Annotated in this window: 31 protein-coding genes, 5 tRNA genes and 5 pseudogenes; 9 read left to right on the top strand and 32 right to left on the bottom strand. The window is 28.1% G+C overall.

Translation table 11 applies throughout. The features are described 5' to 3' along the window. Both CQA69_RS09395 and CQA69_RS09390 read right to left on the bottom strand, forming a co-directional pair. Window positions 1–255 (bottom strand): annotated as a pseudogene (locus tag CQA69_RS09395) (methyl-accepting chemotaxis protein); the annotation flags it as partial. 225 nt (window positions 256–480) lie between these two features. Then, window positions 481–900, bottom strand: a pseudogene (locus tag CQA69_RS09390) (cache domain-containing protein); the annotation flags it as partial. A 725-nt stretch (window positions 901–1625) separates the two neighbouring features. On the opposite strand from CQA69_RS09390, the gene CQA69_RS04240 reads away from it, so the two are divergent. The 3 genes and pseudogenes from CQA69_RS04240 (at window position 1626) to CQA69_RS04225 (ending at window position 3707) form a co-directional block, all read left to right on the top strand. Next, window positions 1626–2063, top strand: a complete 438-nt coding sequence (locus CQA69_RS04240; protein ID WP_137620566.1) for a hypothetical protein — start codon at window positions 1626–1628, stop codon at window positions 2061–2063. Then, a complete protein-coding gene (locus CQA69_RS04235) occupies window positions 2011–2376 on the top strand; it encodes a hypothetical protein (RefSeq protein WP_137620565.1) in 366 nt (121 codons plus the stop codon). Before CQA69_RS04240 ends, CQA69_RS04235 begins: the two co-directional genes overlap by 53 nt. 470 nt (window positions 2377–2846) lie before the next feature. Then, window positions 2847–3707 (top strand): annotated as a pseudogene (locus CQA69_RS04225) (helix-turn-helix transcriptional regulator). Window positions 3708–3717: 10 nt separating this feature from the next. Here the strand turns inward: CQA69_RS04225 and CQA69_RS09320 are convergent. From CQA69_RS09320 to CQA69_RS04195, 10 genes and pseudogenes are all read right to left on the bottom strand, one after another. Continuing rightward, window positions 3718–4314, bottom strand: a complete 597-nt coding sequence (locus CQA69_RS09320) for a DUF2779 domain-containing protein (RefSeq protein WP_342773387.1) — start codon at window positions 4312–4314, stop codon at window positions 3718–3720. Continuing rightward, entirely contained in the window at window positions 4295–4831 is a 537-nt protein-coding gene (locus CQA69_RS09315) for a hypothetical protein (protein WP_342773386.1), read from the bottom strand. Before CQA69_RS09315 ends, CQA69_RS09320 begins: the two co-directional genes overlap by 20 nt. 82 nt (window positions 4832–4913) lie before the next feature. Next, on the bottom strand, window positions 4914–5198 hold the full coding sequence (locus CQA69_RS09310; protein ID WP_342773385.1) for a hypothetical protein: 285 nt from the start codon (window positions 5196–5198) through the stop codon (window positions 4914–4916). A 128-nt stretch (window positions 5199–5326) separates the two neighbouring features. Next, a complete protein-coding gene (locus CQA69_RS09270; RefSeq protein ID WP_281275574.1) occupies window positions 5327–5458 on the bottom strand; it encodes a hypothetical protein in 132 nt (43 codons plus the stop codon). Then, window positions 5431–5574 carry a hypothetical protein gene (locus tag CQA69_RS09135; RefSeq protein WP_246023112.1) on the bottom strand — a complete coding sequence of 48 codons (144 nt, stop codon included), beginning with the start codon at window positions 5572–5574 and terminating at the stop codon, window positions 5431–5433. Before CQA69_RS09135 ends, CQA69_RS09270 begins: the two co-directional genes overlap by 28 nt. After that, a pseudogene (locus CQA69_RS09305) lies at window positions 5575–5778 on the bottom strand (ankyrin repeat domain-containing protein); the annotation flags it as partial. 553 nt (window positions 5779–6331) lie between these two features. After that, window positions 6332–7411 (bottom strand): hypothetical protein, encoded by a 1080-nt coding sequence (locus tag CQA69_RS04210; protein WP_137620564.1) that lies wholly within the window; start codon window positions 7409–7411, stop codon window positions 6332–6334. A gap of 925 nt (window positions 7412–8336) precedes the next feature. Continuing rightward, window positions 8337–8627 carry a hypothetical protein gene (locus CQA69_RS04205; protein WP_137620563.1) on the bottom strand — a complete coding sequence of 97 codons (291 nt, stop codon included), beginning with the start codon at window positions 8625–8627 and terminating at the stop codon, window positions 8337–8339. A gap of 502 nt (window positions 8628–9129) precedes the next feature. Further along, entirely contained in the window at window positions 9130–9336 is a 207-nt protein-coding gene (locus CQA69_RS04200; protein ID WP_137620562.1) for a helix-turn-helix transcriptional regulator, read from the bottom strand. Continuing rightward, window positions 9333–9578, bottom strand: coding sequence for a hypothetical protein (locus CQA69_RS04195; RefSeq protein WP_137620561.1), 246 nt, complete (start codon window positions 9576–9578; stop codon window positions 9333–9335). The genes CQA69_RS04200 and CQA69_RS04195 overlap by 4 nt, the downstream gene beginning before the upstream one ends. Before the next feature lie 165 nt (window positions 9579–9743). On the opposite strand from CQA69_RS04195, the gene CQA69_RS04190 reads away from it, so the two are divergent. Continuing rightward, window positions 9744–9959: an XRE family transcriptional regulator gene (locus tag CQA69_RS04190; protein WP_137620560.1), complete on the top strand. Its 216-nt coding sequence runs from the start codon at window positions 9744–9746 to the stop codon at window positions 9957–9959. A 176-nt stretch (window positions 9960–10135) separates the two neighbouring features. Next, a complete protein-coding gene (locus tag CQA69_RS04185; protein WP_137620559.1) occupies window positions 10136–10351 on the top strand; it encodes a helix-turn-helix domain-containing protein in 216 nt (71 codons plus the stop codon). Window positions 10352–10478: 127 nt separating this feature from the next. Here the strand turns inward: CQA69_RS04185 and CQA69_RS04180 are convergent, their stop codons facing one another. The 17 genes and pseudogenes from CQA69_RS04180 to recA form a co-directional block, all read right to left on the bottom strand. Further along, a complete protein-coding gene (locus CQA69_RS04180; protein ID WP_137620558.1) occupies window positions 10479–11369 on the bottom strand; it encodes a hypothetical protein in 891 nt (296 codons plus the stop codon). Then, window positions 11366–11704 carry a hypothetical protein gene (locus CQA69_RS04175; protein ID WP_212741626.1) on the bottom strand — a complete coding sequence of 113 codons (339 nt, stop codon included), beginning with the start codon at window positions 11702–11704 and terminating at the stop codon, window positions 11366–11368. The genes CQA69_RS04180 and CQA69_RS04175 overlap by 4 nt, the downstream gene beginning before the upstream one ends. Continuing rightward, on the bottom strand, window positions 11701–12057 hold the full coding sequence (locus CQA69_RS04170; RefSeq protein WP_137620557.1) for a hypothetical protein: 357 nt from the start codon (window positions 12055–12057) through the stop codon (window positions 11701–11703). Before CQA69_RS04170 ends, CQA69_RS04175 begins: the two co-directional genes overlap by 4 nt. Window positions 12058–12092: 35 nt before the next feature. Further along, a complete protein-coding gene (locus CQA69_RS04165; RefSeq protein WP_137620556.1) occupies window positions 12093–12296 on the bottom strand; it encodes a helix-turn-helix domain-containing protein in 204 nt (67 codons plus the stop codon). Window positions 12297–12791: 495 nt separating this feature from the next. After that, window positions 12792–13160, bottom strand: a complete 369-nt coding sequence (locus tag CQA69_RS04160; RefSeq protein WP_137620555.1) for a type II toxin-antitoxin system HicB family antitoxin — start codon at window positions 13158–13160, stop codon at window positions 12792–12794. Further along, window positions 13157–13384 carry a type II toxin-antitoxin system HicA family toxin gene (locus CQA69_RS04155; RefSeq protein ID WP_137620554.1) on the bottom strand — a complete coding sequence of 76 codons (228 nt, stop codon included), beginning with the start codon at window positions 13382–13384 and terminating at the stop codon, window positions 13157–13159. Before CQA69_RS04155 ends, CQA69_RS04160 begins: the two co-directional genes overlap by 4 nt. A gap of 334 nt (window positions 13385–13718) precedes the next feature. After that, the gene (locus tag CQA69_RS04145; protein ID WP_137620552.1) at window positions 13719–14858 is read right to left on the bottom strand and encodes a tyrosine-type recombinase/integrase; all 1140 of its coding nucleotides are present in this window, start codon (window positions 14856–14858) and stop codon (window positions 13719–13721) included. Window positions 14859–15153: 295 nt separating this feature from the next. Further along, window positions 15154–15238, bottom strand: a tRNA-Leu gene (locus CQA69_RS04140). Between the two features lie 4 nt (window positions 15239–15242). Next, window positions 15243–15319 (bottom strand) — tRNA-Arg (locus tag CQA69_RS04135). A gap of 15 nt (window positions 15320–15334) precedes the next feature. Further along, window positions 15335–15411: transfer RNA gene (locus tag CQA69_RS04130), tRNA-Arg, on the bottom strand. Between the two features lie 5 nt (window positions 15412–15416). Beyond that, window positions 15417–15493 (bottom strand) — tRNA-His (locus CQA69_RS04125). A gap of 16 nt (window positions 15494–15509) precedes the next feature. Further along, window positions 15510–15587, bottom strand: a tRNA-Pro gene (locus tag CQA69_RS04120). A gap of 50 nt (window positions 15588–15637) precedes the next feature. Further along, window positions 15638–16476 (bottom strand): annotated as a pseudogene (locus CQA69_RS04115) (DNA ligase). Beyond that, the gene (cgpA, locus tag CQA69_RS04110; protein ID WP_137620551.1) at window positions 16476–17135 is read right to left on the bottom strand and encodes a glycoprotein CgpA; all 660 of its coding nucleotides are present in this window, start codon (window positions 17133–17135) and stop codon (window positions 16476–16478) included. Before cgpA ends, CQA69_RS04115 begins: the two are co-directional and overlap by 1 nt. Then, on the bottom strand, window positions 17125–17328 hold the full coding sequence (locus CQA69_RS04105; protein WP_137620550.1) for a hypothetical protein: 204 nt from the start codon (window positions 17326–17328) through the stop codon (window positions 17125–17127). Before CQA69_RS04105 ends, cgpA begins: the two co-directional genes overlap by 11 nt. 65 nt (window positions 17329–17393) lie before the next feature. Beyond that, on the bottom strand, window positions 17394–18638 hold the full coding sequence (gene eno / locus CQA69_RS04100) for a phosphopyruvate hydratase (protein WP_137620549.1): 1245 nt from the start codon (window positions 18636–18638) through the stop codon (window positions 17394–17396). Between the two features lie 8 nt (window positions 18639–18646). Further along, entirely contained in the window at window positions 18647–19669 is a 1023-nt protein-coding gene (recA, locus tag CQA69_RS04095) for a recombinase RecA (protein ID WP_137620548.1), read from the bottom strand. A 134-nt stretch (window positions 19670–19803) separates the two neighbouring features. Between recA and CQA69_RS04090 the strand changes: the two genes are divergently transcribed. From CQA69_RS04090 to CQA69_RS08940, 4 genes are all read left to right on the top strand, one after another. Beyond that, the gene (locus tag CQA69_RS04090) at window positions 19804–20667 is read left to right on the top strand and encodes a menaquinone biosynthesis family protein (protein ID WP_137620569.1); all 864 of its coding nucleotides are present in this window, start codon (window positions 19804–19806) and stop codon (window positions 20665–20667) included. 9 nt (window positions 20668–20676) lie between these two features. Beyond that, window positions 20677–20946, top strand: coding sequence for a flagellar biosynthesis protein FliQ (fliQ, locus tag CQA69_RS04085; protein ID WP_137620547.1), 270 nt, complete (start codon window positions 20677–20679; stop codon window positions 20944–20946). Then, window positions 20943–21719, top strand: coding sequence for a UDP-N-acetylmuramate dehydrogenase (locus tag CQA69_RS04080; protein ID WP_137620546.1), 777 nt, complete (start codon window positions 20943–20945; stop codon window positions 21717–21719). The genes fliQ and CQA69_RS04080 overlap by 4 nt, the downstream gene beginning before the upstream one ends. A 67-nt stretch (window positions 21720–21786) precedes the next feature. After that, complete coding sequence (locus tag CQA69_RS08940) at window positions 21787–21960, top strand: hypothetical protein (RefSeq protein ID WP_171000315.1); 174 nt, start codon at window positions 21787–21789, stop codon at window positions 21958–21960. 4 nt (window positions 21961–21964) lie between these two features. Here CQA69_RS08940 and CQA69_RS04075 read toward each other — a convergent pair whose 3' ends face one another. From CQA69_RS04075 to CQA69_RS04065, 3 genes are all read right to left on the bottom strand, one after another. Continuing rightward, window positions 21965–22720 (bottom strand): hypothetical protein, encoded by a 756-nt coding sequence (locus tag CQA69_RS04075; RefSeq protein ID WP_137620545.1) that lies wholly within the window; start codon window positions 22718–22720, stop codon window positions 21965–21967. A 47-nt stretch (window positions 22721–22767) separates the two neighbouring features. Next, complete coding sequence (locus CQA69_RS04070) at window positions 22768–23532, bottom strand: 3'(2'),5'-bisphosphate nucleotidase CysQ (RefSeq protein WP_137620544.1); 765 nt, start codon at window positions 23530–23532, stop codon at window positions 22768–22770. Between the two features lie 70 nt (window positions 23533–23602). Then, window positions 23603–24868 (bottom strand): citrate synthase, encoded by a 1266-nt coding sequence (locus tag CQA69_RS04065; protein ID WP_137620543.1) that lies wholly within the window; start codon window positions 24866–24868, stop codon window positions 23603–23605. Between the last annotated feature and the right edge of the window lie 10 nt (window positions 24869–24878).

Below are 24878 nucleotides of genomic sequence, written 5' to 3'. Positions count from 1 at the left end.
ATCTCCTCTTTCTACTGTTTGAACTGTAGAGACTGATTCTTTTACAGCTTGGTTATCTTGTTCTAAACCTTGTTTAGTAGCAAGGATGTTTTCATTGATAGCTTTTGAGATTTGACCAAACTCATCATTAGTTTTTATATTAATAGTAGAGACATTCTTTGTTTTATGATTGATGAAATCAAAGAATGAGTTAAGACCAGTTTGGATGGTGGTGAGTGGGGAGAGATAACGAGAAACTATGAAATACATTAAAATCATACTTAAAACTACTATAACCAAAACTAAAATAATTTGAATAATTGCGAATTTATTAATTGATTTATAAACTTTATCAGTTGGTTCAGTAATACAAGCAGTATACTGAAAAACTGGAACACACATACCTAAATTTGGAACACCTGCAACAGGAATAGAAAAAGGAGTAAATTCTCCATATTGTTTTAAATTATCCAATAATAAAGTGGTATTTTGGGAACCATCTTTTATTTGAGAAGGCTTTGAAGCAACAAATATATTTTTATCATTGTCAATTAAAAAAGCATTTCCTGGTTTAGCTTCAAATTGTTTTTGTAATTTTTCAACACCCACATCTATGGCTAAAACACCTATAAATTTACCATCTTTATAAAGAGCTTTAGAGTAAGTAAAAACAGAATCGTGACTTACAGGGTCAAGATAAAAAGGTTGTACATAAACTGAGTTACTATTTTTGGCACCTTTATACCATTGTCTAGTTGTAGCATCATATCCATTATTTTTACCGTTAATTCTTAAATCTTTAGCCATTTTATCAGATTCAACATCACTAACAACATTACTTCCATTTTCTAAACCTATATAAGCTGCTAAAAGATTACTTGAACGTTTATAAGATTTAAACAAATCTCCCACATTACTCATTAAAGCATCTTGAGAATTTAGTTTTTCAATAGGCATAGATAAAACATCTTCTCCTAATTTTTTTAATAAGGTAATATTCTCGGTTCGAAAATTTTCCATATCAACTTTAGCTACTTTAATAGAACTAATTTCAGATCTTTTTACAGCTTCAAACAAAGCATCTTTTGTAAAATAAACCCAACAACTCCCAAGGTGATCAAAGCAATAATGGCTATAATATTTGCGATCAAAGAGAGTTTAATTTTTAAACTTTTCATCAATCAACTCCTTAAGTATAATTCAGATAAAAAATATCTTTTTTATTTTAACATAATATTTTTTTTTGCAACTTAAGGACAAATTTAAACAAATTAGGTGCTGAAATTTTAATATCGTTACTTTTAGGAATCATTTACATTGTTTAAACAACCATATAATGCCCACAAATAACAATAAAAATTCGATGACATTTAAAAAGCCATATTTACTTGTAAAAAATACTATTAATGTAAAAATGAAAAATAATAATAAAATTGTTCCCCAGAAAATTCCCGTCATAACAAAATAAATCAAACTCAAGATAAAAATAAAATCACCGATAACATAAATTCTCCTTTAATTAAGTTATTTTAATAAAAAATACGTAAAGGTTGTGTCTAAAAATTTTAAAAATAAAAATTTTCATGACATAACCTGTCGCAAGAGTATCTTATACTTTCCTTGTAATTTTAAATCAAGGAGAAAAAATGTTACCTTTAATATTAGGAATAGGCGCTATAGGCTATGCGGGAGTTAAACTTAAAAAATGGTATGATCAAACAAAAGAGGAAAATGCTTACTGGATAGATAGTCCTAAGGATGTTATTTCTGAAATGATTTGCAATGCTACCAAAGTCGCTGAAGAAAAAATAGATGCTTTAGATGACAAAGCTCTTAAAATCTTTGATAAAATTGATGAAATTTTATACAATAAAGTCGAATACTTATCTAGTCATACTTCAAATTTAAATATAAAAGAAGACTTGAACAATATTTCAAAAGAACAAAATGAACTTATACAAAGAAACTATAAAACTAATTTGCTGCGACATGGTATTTGCAAATTTAATGATAGAAGAAATGGCTTCAACAATGATAAGTCAAGACAAGGATCTAACCGATTCTATTTCGGATCTATCCGATGATGCCTTAAAAATAGCTTCAAAAATCAAAAAAGAAATTCTTGATCACGCTAAACAAAGAATCAAAGATCTTCAAGAAACAAAACAAAAAATAGAGGATTTAGAAAAGGATATTACAGAAGCCAAAGATATAATTCAAAAAAATATAGAATATAAAAAACATTATGATCAAATTATCAAAGAGCAAACATTAAAAATCAATGAGTTGCAAGCCAATTTAAATAAAAAAAATATTTTCGCAAATACTGTATCAAGCATTGCCCTTATACTTTGCATTATAACAATGATATTAAATTTTTGGCTAATTTACTTATGACTTTAGCCAAAGAAACAATAAATTAAAGTATCTAAATAAAATTAAAGGAAAACTGTGAAAGTGCTTAATACTTTAAAATCATTAGCTTTAACTGCTAAATGTGCAATCGGGTGGCATTCCAGAGAATATAAAAACCCTGAATGCTTTTTTTCAAAAATATGTCCTGATTGTAATTCATATGTTTCCAAATGGAAACATTCTTTTGGCAAATATGTAATAACAAATTCTAGCAATTGTAATGGGTATAGAGAATGCGTATATTGTCATTTTAAAGAATATGATTCCTTTCATAACTATGAAGGAGTCGAAAAAATGATAAATGTCAAATTATAGAAAAATGCAGACGTTGCGGAGATACAAAATTAGGAGCCACTCGTCACAATTGGCAGAAAATTCCATTTACAGACAAAGAACTTTCATTAAACGGAAAAAAGGAAATGTAAGGATTGTGGTGCTTGAGAAAAATAACCATGAAAGAGCACGACAAATTAGCCATTCGTTTAGCACAAATTTTATGCAAATTCAACGATGGGGAAAGATTGAGTATAGAAGAGCTTGCACAAGAATTTAATGTCGATACAAGAACTATACAAAGAGACTTAAACGAAAGGCTCTCCTTTATGCCTATTCAAAAAGAAAATGGAAAATACTTTCTTGAATCTTTTGCTTTGGGACAATTAAGCTTTAAAGATATACAAAATTTTGCTTCTTTGAGTGGCATTAGTGAACTCTATCCTACACTAGATCAACATTTTATTACCGATTTATTAAGCCAAAAGATTAATAATGTTTTAGTGGTAAAAAATGAAGGTTTTCAAAAAGATCATAACACCTTTGAAAATATAGCAGCAGCCATACCCAATCACAATATTTTATATTTTAATTACAAAGAAAAAAACGCGAAGTAAATCCTTATAAACTTGTCAATTATAAAGGAATTTGGTATCTTTTAGCAGATGAAAACCACAAACTCAAACATTTTAATTTTAGCAAAATCATCAATATAAGCATCAGTGATAAGAAATTTCAGCCCGATGAAAATTTAAAAGAACTCATCAATCAAGGTAAAAATATTTGGCTGGAAGAAAAAATAGAAGTTATTTTAGAACTAGATAAAAATGCTAAAAGAGTATTTTTTCAGAAAAAAGGTTTTAAGTAATTACAAAATCATAAATGAAAATGAAAAATCTTATATTTTGAATGCAAAAATTTCTTATGATGATGAAATTTTAAATTTAATCAAACAATGGATCCCTTATATAAAAATCATCTCTCCTATAGAATTAAAAACCAAACTTGAAAATATTTTAAAAGCATATTTAAAAAAATAAATTTAAAATCTTATTTTACAACCTCTTCTAAATGCTGCAAAATTTTTACCATTGCCAAAGTATCAAGCTTGCAGTACTCAAGCAAAGCTTTTCGGTATGGTTTTTGAGTCGACTCATCCATATTTTTCATCAGCTCAAAACTCTGCATTGCCTCACTTCCATTGTGGATCAAAGACAAATCTTTATAGGCTTGTTCCATTTGTGGAATTAAAGCAGGTAAAACCATTTTTATAGAATAGATCCCTTGCATTTTATAATGATAATAATCTTTATTTTGAAAAGGTATCATCAAGTCTTTAATATTGCTTTCTATATTTAATAAATGCTCCCTAAATTCAGGATATAAATCCGCTAATTTTCTTATAACTCCTTTTTCAAAACTTGCATTATAAGCAAGAACGCATACATCTTTTGGTATATAAGCGATCAAATTTTTAACCAACTGCTCCCTAGGATCGACTCCGCATTGAGATAAAAATTCTCTATGCTCTAATTTATCCTTATTATCAATATGTAAAGAAAATTGAAAAGGAATTTGTTCATATGGCCTAGCTCCTTTAAATTCTGGGATAGCTTGAGAAAAAGTTTCAAAGTCCAAATGATACATAGGATAACTTAACGTCGCTAAAAAAAGCTTTAATTTTATCTTTATTTATGATGATTTCTTGATTTAAACAAGCTTTGATTTGAATTTGCTGCTGCACATTAAAGATGGATAAATCTTTAATATCTGAAAAATTAATAATATTTTGCTTGTAAAGACTAAATTTCTTATCTTGATCTAATCTTGCGATATTAAAAATATTTTCATGATGACACAAATTTCTTTGTTTATCCCAACAATAAGTATAAGCATCGCATTTATAAGGATGATGGCATTGTTTTCCTATATCGATATTAGGTTCCTCTTCTAAGGCTAATATTTGTTCAAAATCGATCAAATTTTGTTCCACTTGTCTTTGTTTAGATGCAACCTGCTGTGTAATATCATCCACGATAAACAACTCATCTAAATTAAGCTCATCTTCCCTAATATAATTTTTATTGATATAAATCAAATTAACCCGATCAACACTATAGCCTAAATTTGATAAAACATAATATTGCAAAGCACAATCATCCAAATAAACATCTTTAAAGAAGTGGAGCTTTTTACCTCATTGATAATCAATCCTGATTTTGTATTTTGCAAGATATCTACCATGGCTACAATGCCTCTATAAAAAAAGTGGCCTCATATATTATCTCTTGATCTTGATTGATCAAATCCTTGGTAAGTTGGCATTTTTCTTCAAAAGTGCTGCTTTCAAATTCTATTTTCACACCTTTTGAAAATAAACTATAAGCTAATTCACCTACTTTATCCCCTGTGCTAAATTTAGCCAAAACATTTTCATTTGGCGTATCCAAAACTTCACTTTTGTAGGTTTTCAGCCATAAGGATTTCACACACTGCAAGGCTCTTATATATCTTGACTTTGATAAAAACATTATTTAATTCTTAAACTCTTTCTTGTATAACTACCTCTATCCTAACAAAATTCTTACTTTTAGATTATTAGATTTTATTGCTACGATTATTTTTTACTGTTTTCATCCTAAGATTTTTTATATTAGAGTTATTCAGTAACTTCTATACTTCCTCTAAAAGCCAAAGGAGTTTTTTCTAAAATAGCAAGATAATTTTCCTCAAGTTGTTTTTCGTGTTCTAATCTTATTTCATTTATTTCATATTGTATATTTTTTTCCACATTTCATTTTTAAATTCTCTATATTTTTCTTCACTGCCTAAAAGCTCTAAAGAACTTTTAGCTCCTGCTTCAATGAGTTTTTTAACTGTGCTAGAATAACAATTTTCTACTGCCAATATCAAAGCACTCTCTCCATAACGATTTGATCCTTTATCATATTCTATGATCTCATTGATATCTTTTATTTTACCGCTATCAATTAAAACATTGGCAAATTTTTGCTCTTCTCTAGGAAGAAATTTGTGTAATAAATTTTCACCTTCTGAATTTTTAAGATTAGGATCTGCTCCAAGTTCTAGAAAAAATACAAAAGTTCTAATTTATTAGCCCTTTCTATCTTAGTGAAATCACGAAAATAATTGGTTTTAAAAATCAAAGGTTCATATCGCCCTTCCTCACCCCGATAAAAGCAAGCATTGATATTAGCTCCCTTATCCACTAAAAGTTTAATAATTTTTTTGTTTTTTCTAAAACTATGTGATGATCTTCACCTTCTATTGTAAAACTAATACAAGCCAATAAAAAATTCAACCATTTTTGACCCTTTATGAATTGCAAAATAAATTCATGAAATTCATGATCATATGCCTTATGGAAGTGAAATAGGTAATAGGCTATAGTAAGGTCTTTGGACTGGATATAAGTTACCTTTTGGATCTGATATGATATAGATTGTATTTAAATCTGTCTTTTTAACATATTCTTGCCATTCTTGATAATACTTATCTTTGATGCTACATTCTTCATAAAAAACCATTTAAGCATAGGATTAGCTTGAACTTCTTCATAAGAGATGATTTTTTCGTTAGTTATTTGGGTTTCCTTATGTTGTTTAATTAATATAAATTATTCTTATATCTAAATACCTCAAAACTATTTTTTAATACTAGATATAATATCCAATGTAATTAATATAGATATATCTTCAGCGATTTTTATAAACCTTTTATAAAAATAGCTATTTTTATCTATTTTAAATTTATTTTTAGCCACAACTTTCTTATAATTATTTATATATTTCTCTAAAATAATTTTATAAATAGTCGCAAACTCCGTATTATTTATTATATTAGGATTTTTTGTATCTAATGAATCAATATCTATCTTGTTTTTTATAATATAATCCATTACATCTTTTTTCATTTTGTACAGATAATTCACCAAAGTGATAAATTTGATAAATCCAAATAATGTTATACACTCATCATTAAGCGTATATATATTTAATTTGTCGTTTTTAATATCCTTTTTTACATCATAATGTCCTATGATCTTAATATAACTTGGTTTAAATAGATTATATTTAAAAATGATTATGCTAAAATACCCCGCTATATTAAATATTATTCTATCCTCGTTAAAGGAGGATACTTCAATATCATCTGCCAATTCATTACAATAAATACACAATAAGCAAATAATGGCTTCAATATTGTTTTTAACATGATTATCTAGTTTTAGATTTTTATATTTATTTAACGTCAATTTTAGCTTATGGGTTTTGTTTATTAACTTATTAAATTCACTTCTATCAATATTTACATAGTCTAAACCATTATAATCAGGATCAAAATATGGTATTCTAGTATTAACAAGATTATTATAAGACTCATTTACAAACATAGTATCCGATGATATACTATCATACCAAATATACTCAGTGAATTTAATAGCTGGATGATTTAATTTAAATACTTTAAAAAAATTCAAAGTATAATAAAATCCCTGTATTGAAGAAACCCCTTGATAATCATCTAATTCTATAACAGGTAGTTCTGGGTTTACAAGGTTTATAAATGTTGTACTAGACATTATATCATACTCAGTAAGAGTTCTCTCTCTATCATTATTAAATAAAACTCTTATTAAATACAGTATAAAACTATTATATTCACACAAAGCTTCTTTTTTTATATTAAATATATCTTTTAAGTTAGCTGGTAATTTTTTCATGGTTTTTCCCTTTTTTAATATTCATATCATATACTAATATTATTTAGTATATTTTAGCACATATTTATTGTTTTTTACTTTTAATAAAAATTAAATAAGTATATTTTTGTAAGTTCTTTAATCAAACTAGTTTTATTATACTTTAATTTTTTAAGTACAGTTTTGAAAGCGAGAAAAAATACTTAAGTGGTGCGGATGAAAGGACTTGAAATATATAATTAAAAATAAATTACTATTTTATAATATTTATATAATAGTTACCTTTTATGTGTATAAAAATATTTAAATTTATTCCTGAAAACTTAAATAAATTTTGAAAAGTTCAGTTTTCAAACTTTTTATATTAATATTGCTATCAAAACCCTATTTTATGGTATTTTTAAAAAAATTAATTAAGGTTTTTTTAAAGTCGTTTAAGCTCGTTTAGCTTAAATGGAATGTTTCACGGATTTTTTCTTTAAGTTTTCTTGCTTTTTTGCTCTTTTTTAGTGCTAAACTTAAACGCATTTTTTGCAAAAGCTTAAAAAGGCAAGGTATTATTTAGGTAGCTATAAATATTGCAAACAATCCCCCCCCCTGTTATAAATTCTTATTATTATACTAAAATTAAGTCTTAATAATATCTTTTTATTACTTCAAAATAAAATCATTTTAAATACATTTTTTGTTGTTTTGTGGGTATCTCCAATTTTGGATACTAAAAATAAATACACAAAATCCAATTTTGGATTTAAAAATAAGTATCTTCAAAATTGAAGACACCATTTTAAGCATATTTTGAAATATATCTCTAAATACCTAAAATACTTTATTTAATTAGTTAATTTGTTAGTCAAGTTCAACGTAATGTAAAAAAAATGGCTCACATTTTTTTAAGTCTGCCGTTTCGGTGTATAAATTTCGGCTTCATAGAGATTTGCACCCCCTACCCCTCGCATAGTTTATAAAATCCTATTTCAGTTTTTTTAGTAATCTTTACTTTAAATTCATAATCAAAGCTTTCATAAGGTTTTATTACATAGCAGTCATAGTTAATCTCTAGCAATCTAACAAACCATTCAGGTAGTAAAACAAAATAATTGTTTCCTACTTGTTTAATTTTAAAACCACTTCTAATATCATTTACATTTCTGTAAAAATTATCATACAAACCTATATTAGTTGCAAAAGTTTTTACTGGAATTGCATTATTAATAATATCATCTTTGTTAAACATTTTATATTCTTTGATAAGTTGAAAGGTAGCTTAATAAAGTTCTTCTAAAAATAAATTAAAAATTATAACAAAAAATGTTTCAAATTTATATTCTTTTTTTTATAGATATTTTTTTACATTTTTTATCTTTTATTTTTTGTATTTTTTTATTTTAAATTCTCGCTCTAACTAAGAAAGCAAAGTGTAAAAATGTAAAAAATAAATCTTTTATAACAAACCATCTAATAAGCTTTGATTTGCGTTTTTGATGGTAGTTAAATTCATCGGATTTTAAGCGTAAGAGATATTTAGTTTAATCGGATTTTAATCATTAAAAATAATACTTGTTTTAATCGGATTTTAAGTTTATTTCTAATGTTTAAATTCATCGGACTTTAAGTTTAAAAAGACGTATAATATCTATTATTTATATTTTCTATAAATGCGTGGGTGTTTCAAATAAAAGAGGATTGATTTTATAATTAGCGATGTTTGATTATTAGGATAAATATAAGATTGGATTTTAGATTGTTGAGGTTATTAGTAAGACAATAAAAAGATTACAAGGTTTAATATTCTCTGATTTTTCGTATTTTATAGTGCCTCCGATTTTATAACCTTTTGGAAAATTATATTTGCTTTGATTTTTTCGCATTCTCATTTTGCGTATTGTATTTTGGCTAAGCCCTAAACACTCTGCTACTTCTTTAGTTGATAATAACTTTTTCATTCTTGCACCTCCTGTTTTATGTAGGCGTCTCGTTCATTTAGTAGCTTAAGGATTAAATCTATTAATTCCCTGCTATTTGCTGTAAATTGCACTAATCTTTCGTTGATGATTGATAACGCCTTATGTATATCGTCGGTGTCGTAGCTCTCACACGATAAACTTAAGGCACTAACTAAAACACTTAGACCATCTAAACCATCCGGTAAAAACTCTAAATCGCTATCTAAAAATATGTTTTCCATTTTTGTATCCTTTTGTTATTAATTTTATATTGTTTTGATATTTTTTAAATAAAAATAATATAGTATTGATACTTAAAAATATCTTTAATAAATATCGTTTTAATATTTTTATTTTATGTTTAGTATTGTAATTATATAATTTATCTAAAATTATAAAGGTTTAATATGACTAAAGAAAAATTTAACCAGCTTTTAAAACAAGCTAATTTAAACAAAAGAAAATTAGCAGAAATAAGCGGTATTCCTTATCCTACGATTAACGCTTGGGGTTCAACTACTCCTTATCCACAATATATAACCTTTTTATTAGAAAACTATATTAAAGCTCAAAGTTATGAAGAGTTAAAAAATAAAGTTTTTGAAATTGAAAATATAAAATAAATTATGTTTTCCATTTTTGCATCCTTTTGTTATATGATTAAAATACAAATGTATTTATTTTATTTTAAAATTATATATATTTATATTTATAAATAGCTTAATTAAAGTATATTTGTATTTAAAACTAATTATTATGATATAATTTTATATTTAAAATGATGAGAGGCGGGGTAACTATGTTAAGTAAAGATGAATTTAAAGAATTAATGTTTAATGCGAATTTATCTAAAAAAGATTTTGCCGAAAAATTAGAAGTAAGTTATAATGCTATAAATAGCTGGGGGACTAATGGCAGAGATTATCCCTATTGGGTTAAATCTTGGCTTGAAAACTATATAAAAGCTCAAAAATACAATAAAATAAAAGAGATGATTAAAAATGATATTGATTGATTAACAAAATTACGCCATAAATCAAAAAACTAGGACTTAATAATATCTTTTTATTACTTCAAAATAAAATCATTTTAAATGCGTTTTTTGTTGTTTTTATATTCTATGCTCAAATTTGGGCACACCCCTAAGAAGTTTGAAAAATATCAAGGGCTTTAAAATCTCTATTCTTTCTTAAATCTTTAAAAATACCAAATTGCAAATTTAAAAAGCTTCTTGTAATGCTCTGATTGTTTATGTCTTTTAAAAACAGGTTAAAAAGCCTTAAAGCGTCTTTGATTATATTTAACGACCTCAGCAATTTATCTTTAATCATTATTCTAAATTCTAATCTTTTCCATTTTTTAAACTTATTGTCTATATTTTGCTTATGGTAGTATTTCTGCTTATAAAATTTATCATATAAAAGCACCCTTTGAAGTTGTGGTAATTGCTCGTTTGTTGCTTTATTAATATAAAGGCTTTTGTTATATTCTAACAAATCGCCTTTAAAATCTAAATTTGAAAAAGTATCTATAGCTTTTTTAGTGCTGTGTTCTTTTATATCAAAATTACCTATAAAATCTAAAGATAAATCTATATTATCAGTTTTAAAACGCCTTATTAATCTTGTTAGAAATGCCATTGTTTCTTTAGCTATATTTTTACTTGGCTGATTGATACCATTGATTATCACTTCTATGTAATAACCTTTTGCTTTTTTGTTTTTCTTTGATAATTCTAAGGCTTTTTTGCTGTTATATAATACAATAGCTGTATTAGAAAGGCTTTTATTTCCTTTAATAAAATTAATATATCTTATTTCAAAAGGTGCTTTTTTATCTTTTGCATTATAACTTTTAAATTTATCGTCGCAATATTCTTTTAATTGTATGTTTCTTGTTGTTTTGTTAAGGCGTTTTCTAAAATCAAATTTTTTTAAAAACTTTCCAAATGCTACGGCTGGAATAATAAAGCTTATACTATCTAATCCTACGCGGTTAAATAACTCATCTAAAATTTTTGTATCATTATTCAATTAAAGCCTTTTTTTGACTTTATCTTTTCTATTTTTAAAGTAAGTTCATTGCTAACACTAAGGCATAAATTTATTAATCTTTGTCTTTTTTGACTATCTTTTATAAACTTGCCTTTGTGGTGTAAAAATAGCTTTTTTTCTTGCTCTAATTTATCGATGAGGTATAAAACCTCATCAGCAAACATTGCTTTTTTTGTAAATCTTTGTAGTCTTTCTTGCAAGATTATAAAAATCTCATAATCAAAATATCTAAAACGCTTGTTAAAAATAAAATCTAATTCATTTTTGAAATGTTTGAGAATTTCTAAATTATCATAATAAGGGGTAAAACTCATAATATTTTCACTTCTAAATTATCGCTTAAAATTGCATTAACAACTAAGTCTAATCTAAACTCATAAAACCTTACAAGCTCACAAGCCATTAATGCTTTTACGTAAATGTCTTTGCTTACTTCTAAGTCTTTTAAATCATCTTTTAAGTCTTTAATATCTGCTTCTAATAAGCCTTTAGATACTACACTAAAAGCATCTAAAAAACTTTCTAATTTTTCCAAAGCTTCGGTATAAAATTTATCCTTGTTAGTTTTCGGCAATGTTAGTTTTGGTGCCTTGCCTTTCTTCCTATATTTGAAAAGCTCTAAAAATTCATTTTTAAAATCCCTATATACACAGAAAGCATTACGCAAAACTAATGCCTTTTTGACTTGTTTTAAAGACATAGTTAATTCACTCTATGACTTAAAAACCATTTATCTATTTCTTGTCTATCGTAAAATATGTTTTTACCTACTTTAAAATAAGGGATTTTCTTTTCTGTTCTGTATTTATTTTGCGTGTTTCTTTTTATGTTGTAAAGGATTTCTAAATCTTTAATAGTGAGATATTTTTTTACCGCTAAAACTTTTTCATTGTTTAAATTTTCCAATTTACACTCCTTTTTAAATTTTACTTAGATTAATAAAGCCTTTAAAAAGGAGTTGATAAGTTTAAATTTAATACAATTCTTTTTAAGGGCTTAAACTTAAGGCTCTTAATTTATGAAAATGTGCGTTTTAATTCTTTGTTTGGCGACTTGATTAAAACGCACTTTCTAAAATATCAAAAGACTTTAAATTATTTAAAATCATAAGTAGTATTTTATCAGTTTTGAAGATTTTTCGCCTTAATTGAAAATATGTTTTTTTAGTTTATTTTAATTGTTTTTGCTTGATTTTAATTTTTAAAGTATTTTTATAGAGTTTTATTCCTTAAAAAATGAGTGAAAATTTATAATTTTTTTTGAATTTTTTTAGTAATTTTATCTTGATTAAGTGATAAAGCTTTATATTTTAATGCTAAAACCTCATCATTGCAAATCACTTGCTAAATATTCCTTATAAGCTTTTAGTTTATATTTTAAATCAAGTTAATTTCTAATCCTTTAAAGTGTCTTAATATATGCCTTAGCTGATACTGCTAAAAATGCACTACGCGATAATCCCATTTTTTTAGAATAAAAATCTATTTCGTCTATAAGACTATGTTTTAAAGTAATAGCTAAATTTTTGCTTTTATCTTTTTGGACAGGTTCAGGGATAAATTCATTACTAGCTAAAGCCTCCTCTAAATAACACACAAAGGCATTTTTTAAATCTTCTATTGCCTCGTTAGGTGTTTTACCATCTCCAGCCATCAAAACAAGTTTATTTAATTCTTTATCGTCAAATTGTGCGTAATAATCGCCATCTTCTAGCTTTACTAAATTAATCTTATAAGGTAAATTCAAATAATAATTTATATCTTTTTTCATTTTTCATCCTTTAAAAGTTTTAATATTTGCTTTATATAAATTTCTTTTATAGGTTTATGTTTTGGAATGATAATGCTTTTTTCTTTCTTTTTAAATTTATGATGACTTCCTTTGATACTAACAAGCTTATAATCATACCAGCTTAAAAGCTTTTCTACATTAGCAAAACTTGCGTTTTTTGGATTGTTTTCTAGTTCTTTTATTAGCTTCTCTTTATTACTCATAGTATGTATATTATATATATAATTATCTTAAAATAATTTAAATGTTTTCAAAGCCGTTAAATGTATTTTATGTTTTATTATATGACTCATTATTGACTTTATTTATCTTTAAAAGATTTTCAAAATAGCGCGTCCTGTTTCTTAAAGTATGCAATAAATTCAAAATAATATTAACTTTATCTATATTATCAAAACCTTGTTTTGTATTTTCATAAATAAAAAAGTTTCTATTACTACTACTATATTTTCTAAAATCAAAAGTCTTTAAGTTAAAAATCTTATTTTGCACTTTATATTCTCTTATTAAACCAGCAACTGCCCCTAATCACACATTTTATTCTTTTCCTTGTAATTCTTTTAAAGCTTCATTAGCTTTTTGACTTGCCTTAAGGGTGTCGTTAGTTGCGTAAATGTTTATAGTGCTTAAATCTCTATGCCCTAAAGTTCCGCTAATGATGGCAGGATTAACTCCACTTTGTAATAATAAAGTAGCTTTTATGTGTCTTGAAAAATGCGGTGTCCATTCTTTTACACCGCTAAGCTTTCTTATTTTGGCTTCTTGTCTTGCTAAATTTGTTATTTTTTTACCTGTGATACTAGAAACAAAAATCAATCCCTTTTCTTGTTTAACCTCATCTTTTAAAGCTTTTAATGCCTTGTAGCATTCCTCGTCTAAGGCGTGTTCTTGTGCCTCTCCGTTTTTTGTTTTTGGTAAGAATATAGTTTTTCTTTCTAAATCTACATTTTGCCAAAGCAAACTTAAAACCTCGTCTCTACGCCTTCCGCTATGTATAAGTAAAAATAAAGCCTTATAAAGTAAATTATCTTTGTATAACTCTAAAATAGTATTCAAAATAGCATTATACTTGCCTTTTGGATTGATAACAAGCTTTTTATTTTTAACCTTGTCAAGCTTTAAACCAGTTGTAACATTTTCATTAATCCACTTATTTTTTATGGCGTATTTAATCATAGGGCTTAATACTTCTTTAATAACTCTATTGTATGTTTTTGGCTCCAATCCTTTATTTTTCATATTATTATAAAATTCTTGCACCTTATATAATGTAAGCTCGTCTAAATGTATATCCCCCAAGGGCTCTAAAATATGATTATTGAAAATGCTTATTAAATTTCTAATATGCCCCTTGTGTTGCTCGTTTAATTCTCTAACATTGTAATTTGTTTTCATAAATACTTCAAAAAGGTTTTTTAATAAAATGCCAGAGTTTAAAGCGTAGCCAGTGCTAAAAAGCTTTTTGAATTCGTTTTCATACTCTTTTGCCCTATTTAATGCTATTCTTATATATTCATTTTCATTCCACGTAGGACGCAAAGGGATTGTAAAGGCGTGTTGTTTTTCTTTGCCACCATTTTGTATTCTAAATAAAAAGGAGTTTATTTTATCTTTATGTCTTTTTAAATGTGTTCCTTTTCCTATAAGTATATTATAATCTTTTCTATTAACTGCCACTTTTAACCTTGTTATTTTGTTATATTATAACGTATTTCAAAGTATTATAAACTTAATAAAATTATCATAGGTTACCTTTTATTTAAGGTTAAAGTGAAATTTACCCTTTTTTACTGCTAAGCTTAAATGGAATAAAAGGACGATTTTTTGACTATCATTACAAATATTTTTTATTAAAAGTTACCTGCTAAAAGGTTACCTTTTTTAAATAGTTTGAAATAGTATAAAGGGATTTTAACGATTTCAATATATTTTAAGCAAAAATCGTCAAAGTATGGTAAAATAGTGTTTAGAGTGGTGCGGATGAAAGGACTTGAACCTTCACGCATTGCTGCACCAGATCCTAAGTCTGGCGTGTCTGCCAATTTCACCACATCCGCAAAGTGGTACGCTCAAGAGGATTCGAACCTCTGACCTACGGCTTAGAAGGCCGTTGCTCTATCCAGCTGAGCTATGAACGCATACAAAAGAAGGGTTGGTACGCCCGATAGGAATTGAACCCATAACCTACAGATCCGAAGTCTGTCGCTCTATCCAGTTGAGCTACGGGCGCTCTGATGGGGTGAGTGATGGGAATCGAACCCACGACCCTCAGGACCACAATCTGATGCTCTAACCGACTGAGCTACACTCACCATTTTATGGTTAAAATGGTCGGGGTGAAAGGATTCGAACCTTCGGCCCCTTGGTCCCAAACCAAGTGCGCTAACCAGACTGCGCTACACCCCGAGTTAAAAAACTCGCATTGTAACATAAAAGTTGATATAAGTCAAGAAAAGTTACCTTCTAACCCGTAAAAATACGGGAAAACGAGGGAGTGAATTTTTAGTCAATCCGTTAAATTTATAAGTGATAATAGCGCCTATTTTAGGAGGATTTTTTCTATCTTCATCTTTTAAGCCGCTGCCTATTTTTATGATTTTATTATTAGGCATTTTACAAAGCAAAGAACCTACTTGATTTTCAAATTTGCCTTTACCTTTTGTATAGCCAATTACTTCACATTCTGCATCTTCATAAGGCTTTAATTTTAAAGCTTCTTTACTCCTACCTTTTTCATAAGGGCTTAAATTTTTACGTATTACTACTCCCTCACCTTTATTTTTTATAATATTTTTATAAAAATCATTTAAATGGCTTTTGTCTTTTATAGGAATTTGAGGAATGATTTTTATATATGGATTAGGATTTTTTTGCAAATATTTTTTTAAAACTTGAAGTCTATTTTCTAAAGTACAAGGCTTGAGTTTGAATTCCTCACAAGCATTAGGCACATCAAAATATTATAAGTTACTCTCTTCCAAAGCTTTATATTGGCATTATCGCTTCTTATAAGAGAAGAAATCGCATCAAATTGATTCCTTCTGATCCAAAGCTCCCCATCAAGAGCAAAGGGTGGAAAATTTTTTATAAAAAATGAAGGGGTTTTGATCGTTTGATTTTGGCGTGTATGCAAATAGCTTCCATTCCAAATTCCACGTACTCCATCAAGTTTTTCACTCATCAAATAGTCATTAAAATTTTTGTTTTTAAAATCCTCCATATGAAATTTACTAAGAAGTAAAATTTCACTCGCAAAAGAAAAAGATATAAAACAAGCTGTAAAAATAATTTTAATCAAGATAAAATAACCATATAGCCCGTAGCATCTTTTTGTATGGAATAATTATATATCCCATCAAGATAAATTACAAGTCTATAATACCCTTTATGGGAACCAAAATCAATGCGTTTAAAAATTGAATTTTTAAGACGTATATTTTTTGTAGGGCTAATGGAATTTGATTTAAAATCAATAACAATCTTACTAGGATTTCCTACAGAAAAATCACTGATAAGTTCATCGCTTGTATTTAATTTGATTTTGTTTTTATAAACAGCATAAGAAATAAAATCATAAATTTTAGCAATTTGTAAAGGAATTTCTATATTTGCTGTCGCGTTAGACTCTTGTTTGGAATTGTTTTCTGGTATAGTAACTGAAACATCTAAAACTTTTGAAGGATCTGGGCTTTTAGAACTTGCAATGGTATAAATATTGTGCCAATCTATACTTTTATTGATATCTACTTCTAAACTATCCTCGCTTCCGTCAACCTTTACATAATTAAAAGTGATACTTTTTAAAATTCTTGCATTAGAATCAAATTTTACATCTTCTTTTTGAAAATCCGGCGGCATAATCATACTTGCATTTTTTTCAACTTGAAAAGGATTTTCTTCAGCATTTAAAAAAGAAAGAAAAATTAAAAATATTCCTAAAATTTTAGTTTTCATTTGGATATAATCCTTTTAATTCAAAATAATCTTTTTGAGCTTTGGCATTTTGCTTTTTAAGCAAAGATATCCTTTTGTTTAAATTTTCCTTAGTTGTTTCCAAAGAAATCAAAGTATCTAAAGAATATTGCCCAAAAAACATATTTCCAAAATAAATTGCTCCTATAACAACAAGAAAAGCCCAACAAAACATTTTTGCAATATGTATATAAAAGCTCTTCTTTTTAGTGCTTTCATCATATTCTTTGAGTAAATCGCTCAGAGTTTCTCTCCTAAATATCCGTCATTATCAAGCTCTATTTCAAGCAAACGATTATATTTTGCAGTTCTTTCACTCCTTGCCAAGGCTCCAGTTTTAATTTGTCCTGTATTTAAAGCGACTGCAAAATCTGCTATAAAAGTATCTTCGCTCTCTCCACTTCTATGAGACATAATGCATTTATAATTGTTTCTTTGAGCTAAACGCACTGTTCTCATGGTTTGAGTGATGGTACCGATTTGATTTGGCTTTATCAAAACAGCATTGGCCATTTTTTTGATGATGCCTTCTTGCAAAATTTCTTCATTAGTGACAAATAAATCGTCTCCTACAAGCTGAATTTTATCACCCAATTTTTGAGTAAGCTTAATCCATCCATCAAAATCATTTTCAGCCAAACCATCTTCTATGCTACAAATTGGATATTTTAAACAAAGCTCTATATAATATTCGATCAAATCTTCACTTGAAAAATTTTTACCTTCTATATGATATTTTCCATCTTTAAAAAATTCAGTACTTGCTATATCTAAAGCAATTCTTATACGATTTTCATAACCCGCTTTTTTAATGCAAGTCATTAAAAATTCAATCGGCTCTTGGTTGTTTTTTAAATTCGGAGCAAAACCTCCTTCATCTCCTAAAGCAGTAGAATGTCCAGTGTTTCCAAGTTCCTTTTTAAGGACAGCATAAATTTCACAAACTGAACGTAAAGCTTCTTTAAAACTAGAAAAACCAAAAGGCATAATCATAAATTCTTGAAAATCAACGTTATTATTAGCATGAGCTCCACCATTAATGATATTGCACATCGGTACAGGCAAAATACTTGCATTTGCCCCACCCAAATAACGATATAAAGGAATTTGCAAAGCATTAGCAGCAGCACGAGCTGTTGCCATAGAGACACTTAAAGTCGCATTTGCACCTAAATTTGCATAATTATGAGTGCCATCAAGCTCACGCAAGGTATCATCTAGCTGCGTTTGATTGAAAGCATCAAGCCCTATAATTTCATCAGCTATAGTTTCATTTACATTAGAAACTGCTTTTAAAACGCCCTTGCCTCCAAACCTTTCATCGTTATCTCTAAGCTCTAAAGCTTCTTTTGAACCTGTACTAGCACCGCTTGGAACTATAGCTAAGCCCATACTTCCATCACTTAAAGTAATTTCGGTTTTGATTGTCGGATTTCCTCTACTATCAAGTACTTCATAGGCACGAACGTCTTCAATTGCCAACATAAATATTCCTAATCTTCATCTTCACTAGCACTAATCATACCTTCTATCCCTATAGAATTTTGAATAGCCTTAGTAATTTCATCTACTATTTCTGGATTTTCTTTTAAAAATGCTTTTGAATTTTCTCTACCTTGTCCTAATTTTTTATCCTTGTAAGAAAACCAAGCACCACTTTTATCTATAATATCTAGTTTTACACCATAGTCAATCAACTCGCCCTCTCGACTCAATCCCTCTCCAAACATCACGTCAAATTCAGCTTGTCTAAATGGAGGAGCAACCTTATTTTTTACAACTTTTACCTTTACGCGATTACCGATAGGTTCCTCATTTTGTTTAAGTGTAGCTACTTTTCTTACATCTAAACGCACAGAAGCGTAAAATTTAAGCGCATTACCTCCTGTTGTAGTTTCTGGAGTGCCATAACCCATAGCACCTATTTTCATACGAATTTGATTGATAAAAATCACAGTTGTATTCATTTTATGGACTATACCGGTAAGCTTTCTTAAAGCCTGCGACATCAATCTTGCTTGAAGTCCTACGTGTTGATCACCCATATCTCCTTCAATTTCTGCTTTTGGGGTTAAAGCAGCCACACTATCAACAACTATAAGATCAATCGCTCCACTTCTAGCAATAGTTTCTACAATTTCTAAAGCCTGTTCACCAAAATCAGGTTGAGAGATATAAAGATTATCCGTATCTACTCCTAAATTTTTAGCATACTTAACATCTAATGCGTGTTCTGCATCGATAAAAGCACAAACTCCACCTGCTTTTTGACATTCTGCTATAATATGCAGAGTTAAAGTCGTTTTTCCTGAACTTTCTGGTCCATAAATTTCAATAATCCTGCCTTTTGGAACACCGCCTATACCTAAAGCAAGATCCAAACCAACTGATCCAGTACTTATACTATCAATTTGCTCGACTTCTTTATCTCCAAGTCTTAAAATAGTGCCTTTTCCAAAAGCTTTATCAAGACTTTTTAAGGCCGCATCTAAAGATTTTTTCTTATTATCGTCCATTATATTCCTTAAAAATTTTCAATACTTAAGAATTCTAACAAAATAAAATTAAATAATGTTTTATTTTTTTATAAATTTTTAAATGAAATTTTATACAATAATTGAAGAAAAAATTATCGAGGTTGATTTACGTGATAAAAAAAGTAGTAACAATTGCACACTCTCCTGATGCAGATGATATATTTATGTATATGGCAATCCATTTTGGATGGATAGGTAATGACTTCATTTATAAAAATACAGCCTTAGATATACAAAGTTTAAATGAATTTGCTTTAAAAAACGAATTTGATGCTACAGCAATTTCTTTTGGACTTTATCCTTTAATCGCTAAAGAATATGCACTTTTAAGGACTGCAGTAAGTTTTGGACAAGGTTATGGTCCTAAACTTATCAAAAAAAAAGATACTCAACTAAAAAGAAATTTCAAAGTCGCTCTTAGTGGGGCTAATACAACCAATGCTTTAATTTTCCGTATGAAATATCCTGAAGCTAGAATCATCTATAAAAATTTTTTAGATATTGAAAATACGGTCTTAAGCGGAGAAGTAGATGCTGGAGTTTTAATACACGAAAGTATTTTAGACTTTGATCAAAACCTTTGTGTAGAAGCTGAAATATGGGATATATGGATGGAACTTGTTAAAGACGATTTACCTTTGCCTTTAGGGGGAATGGCCTTGCGTAGATCTTTACCTTTAAGCGATGCGATTAAGATTGAAAAGGATTTAACCAATGCTGTAAAAATAGCTGATTCTAATCGCCAAGTGATAGCTCCTATGTTATTAGAAAGAAATCTCATTCGAGTTGATGAGAAAAAACTTGACACTTATCTTAATCTTTACGCAAATAAAAATTCTATCAGTATGAACGAAAAACAATTATATGCAGTCGATACACTTTTTAAATTAGGATATGATTATAAATTTTATGATAAGATTATAAATGTAAATGATTACCTTATACCTAGTGAATATGAACAAGCACGGAATTCTTAAAGGAATAAAATGGAAGAAAGTACTTTAGTTGAACTTGGAGTTCAAACTTTTAAAATCACACTTTTACTATCCTTGCCTATGTTGTTAGCGGGTTTGATTGCCGGTTTACTTATAAGCATTTTTCAAGCTACAACGCAAATCAATGAAATGACTCTTTCTTTTGTTCCTAAAATCATCTTAGTTGTTATTGTTATAATTTTTTTAATGCCCTGGATGACAACTACTATGATTGACTTTACGCAAAATATTCTCAATCAAATTCCAACTTTTATTAAATGATTATTGATTTTAAAAAGTATTCATCCGTTCGCATTGGCAATGAATTTGAAGTGCAGATCTTAGATAAAATTTGTGATTTTGAAGGTTTTTTAATAGGAGGAGCTAACAATTTACTTGTAAGCCCTAAGCCAAAAAATATAGGAATTTTAGGTGAAAAATTTGATTTTATAGAGATTTTAAATCAAGATAAAGATTTTATACATATTCGTATAGGTTGTAAAACAAATTCTAAAAAATTGTATCGCTTTGCTAAAGAAAATAATCTTTATGGTTTCGAATATCTTAGCAAAATTCCTGGCACTTTAGGGGGGCTTTTAAAAATGAATGCTGGGCTTAAAGGAGAGTGCATCAGTCAAAATTTGGTCAAAATCGCCACATCAAAAGGTGAAATTTTACGTGAAGATATAGATTTTGATTATAGGTTTTGCCCTTTAAAGATACCATTTTTTTGGGCTGAATTTAAATTAGGTTTTGGTTTTGATTGTTTCAAAGATGAAAATTTAAAAAATGCTAGAAATAACCAACCTAGCGGGGCAAGTTTTGGATCCATCTTTAAAAATCCCAAAGGAGATTTTGCAGGACGTTTGATTGAAGCTGTTGGGTTAAAAGGTTTTCGCAAAGGCGATGCTATGCTAAGCGATAAACACGCTAATTTTCTTATCAATAAAAAAAACGCGAGTTATGAAGATGCAATCTTTTTAATCGAACTTGCAAGAAAAAAAGTATTTGAAGAATTTGGAATAATGTTAGAAAATGAAGTGATTGTAATTTAGTTTTATATGATAAAAAATAAACAATCTAAAAATGAACTTTATAATTTGAAAAAACAAGGTGATAAAAATGCAAATTAATATAAATTTAGAAGAAATGGATAAATGGCAAATTACTAATGAAATTAAGAAAATTTTGTCTTATCTTGATCCTATAACTGCGCACGAAATAGCAAAAGAATTAAGGCAAGAATTTCCAAGTATAGAAGAGCTTCAAGAAAGAATTAAAAAAATCAATAATTAAAAATTTAATGAATAAAACTAATAAGCTCTTTGTTAATAATCTTTGACAACATTTTAGGCATTTGCTCTGAAACATTTTGATAATTTTTTTTAGAATCTTTTGCATCAAGGGCCAAGCTCAATCTCGCATTCTTTGCTACAATAACCCTACCTTTATCTAAAGAAATGATCTTAAAATTTACTTTTGCAATCGCATTTTTTGTTACAGCAATAAAATAATTCGTAGTAATGACATAAAAATCATCTAAATTAACTATAATAAGATAATCAATAAACTTGGAATAAATTTTATTTTTATCCAATTCTTGTTTTAAAAAAGGGGCTACATTGACAAATTTGGAATCTTTAGGACTAAATTTTAACAAAACATCGCTACTTTGATAAAGCCCATTTGCTGCCGAATTTGTAAAATTTAAACTTAAATCATTAATTAACTTCTTAGAAAATTCAGTTGAAAAATCTTTAGCATCAACTTTTATCCCATCTGAAAAATAGCCAAAATTTTGTCTAAAACTTAAGACGATAGCAAAATCTTTGTCTTTGTCTTTAATTATACTAGGCTTTTTTTCAATCAAAGTTGAACTATCAAATAAAGCTTCTTGTTCATCTAAATTTGAATTTATAACATTTTGCTGAAGATCAATAAGTTTAAAATCATCTTCATTTTGCTGAATTTTTACAATTTTTTTTTGCGCAAAATCATTTGAAAAAAGATTAGAACTTAAAAAAATACTCAAACATATAATAATAAAAAATTTCATTCTTTATCCTCATAAAAAACTCAAATGAAATTATAACTAAAAAATATTTATAAAAAATCTTTTAAAAAACTTTTTTGAGAAACACAAATAAAAAATTGAGACCTATGCTCCAAAGCATTATATAAAATAGGTTTTTGATCTAGCATTCCCATAAAACCACCATTTTGATTTACCAAAAAATCTCCAGCTGCTATATCCCAAATATTTAATCTTTCAAGGCGTCTATAAATCCCTGCTTTACCTTCTAAAAGAACGCAAAATTTAAGCCCTGAACCTATATTTATGGCTTCAAGATCATATTTTTTTGCGAATTTTAAATCTTCACTATTTAAATGATTGACGCTTAAAAGTGCTTTGAATTGATTATTTTTAAATTCTTTTTCATCTATGCTTAAAATTTGATCATTTTTATAAACTTTTGTATGACTATGTCCATAAAAAATATCGCCATTTGAAGGGTTTTTAATAAGAGATAAAATAGGACGATTTTGATCAATTAAAGAAATCATAATGCAAAATTCATTTGAACCTTTTAAAAATCCACTTGTTCCATCAAGTGGATCGATCAGCCAAAAAGTTTGCAAATTCTCGCTCTCTTTTTGGCTTAGAATTTTTTCTTCGGACAAAACCTTAATATCTGTTTTTTTTAAACTCTCGTTTAAAATTTCATTAGATGCTAAATCCGCTGAAGTTAATGCGGTGCCATCATCTTTTTCCCAATTTTTTAAATGTTTTCGTTCTTCTATTATAGCTACTGATGCCTTATTTGCTGCATCAATAGCTATTTGCATTAAAGTATCTAAATTTTGCATATTATTCCCAAAAAATTTTGTTTTCAAAATTTAAAACAGAATTTTTCTTATACTTATAAGAAAAATAATTTTATCTTTTTGTTTCTCCGCAATAAAGCTGTCTTGGACGAACTATCTTTAAATTCTCTTGTTCTTTTTGCTCTATCCATTGTGCTATCCAACCTGGAGTACGACCAATAACAAAAAGAGTTGCGAACATTTCATTTGGAATTCCTAGAGCCTTTAAAATTAAACCGCTATGAAAATCTACATTCGGATAAAGACCTCTTGTCATAAAATAATCATCTTGTAAAGCAATTTCTTCAATACGAGTTGCAACTTTGATTAAATTTGTATCGATTCCTAGTTCATCGATAAGCTGATCTCTTAGTTTCTTAAGCACCTTAGCCCTTGGATCAAAATTTTTATAAACACGATGTCCAAATCCCATTAAGCGAAATGGATCATTTTTATCTTTAGCTTTTTTTATAAATTCATCCACTCTATCTACATTACCGATTTGTTCGAGCATTCTAATAACACCTTCATTAGCACCTCCGTGTGCATGACCCCAAAGTGCTCCTATGCCCGCTGCGATACACGCGTAAGGATGTGCCTGAGTTGAACCAACCGCACGAACTGTTGAAGTAGAAGCATTTTGCTCGTGATCGGCATGAAGCATAAAGACTGTATCAAGTGCTTTTACTTCTATAGGTTTTAACTCTACATGATCATAAGGATAAGTTCTTAGCATATACAAAAAATTTTCAGTAAAGCCTCGATCTAAATTTGGATAAGCCATGGGAAATCCTTGCTTATAACGATAGGCGGTTGCTATTATGGTTGGAATTTTAGCTACAATACGCGCTGCCATCTCCATATATTCTTCTTTAATGTTCATATTTAAATGATCAGGATAAAAAGCTGAAAGAGAAGAAACAGCTCCTTGTAAAACAGCCATAGGATGAGCCCCATCTGGAAAAGAATCAAAAAGACGATGCATTCCTTCATGGATATAAGAACGTTTTTTAAGTTCATATCTAAAAGATTCTAATCTTTCTTTACTTGGAAGTTCTTTATAGAGCAATAGATACACTACATCCAAAAAAAGCTTGTTTTCAGCTAACCATTCTATAGGATAACCACGATGCATTAGTACGCCATTTTCTCCGTCAATATAAGTGATTTCGGATTTACAAGTTGCAGTAGAGGTTAAGCCTTCATCATAGCAAAACATCCCAGTTTGTTTATAAAAACTTCCCATATCAACAACACTTGGTCCCATAGAACCTTCATATATAGGAAAATCATAGCTTTTGCCATTTCTATTATCGGTTATAGTGACAGAATTTGACATTTTTACCCCT

The sequence above is a fragment of the Campylobacter estrildidarum genome, assembly GCF_005406205.1.
GTDB classification, from domain to species: domain Bacteria; phylum Campylobacterota; class Campylobacteria; order Campylobacterales; family Campylobacteraceae; genus Campylobacter_D; species Campylobacter_D estrildidarum.
This window is presented reverse-complemented; position numbering and strand designations above follow the sequence as displayed.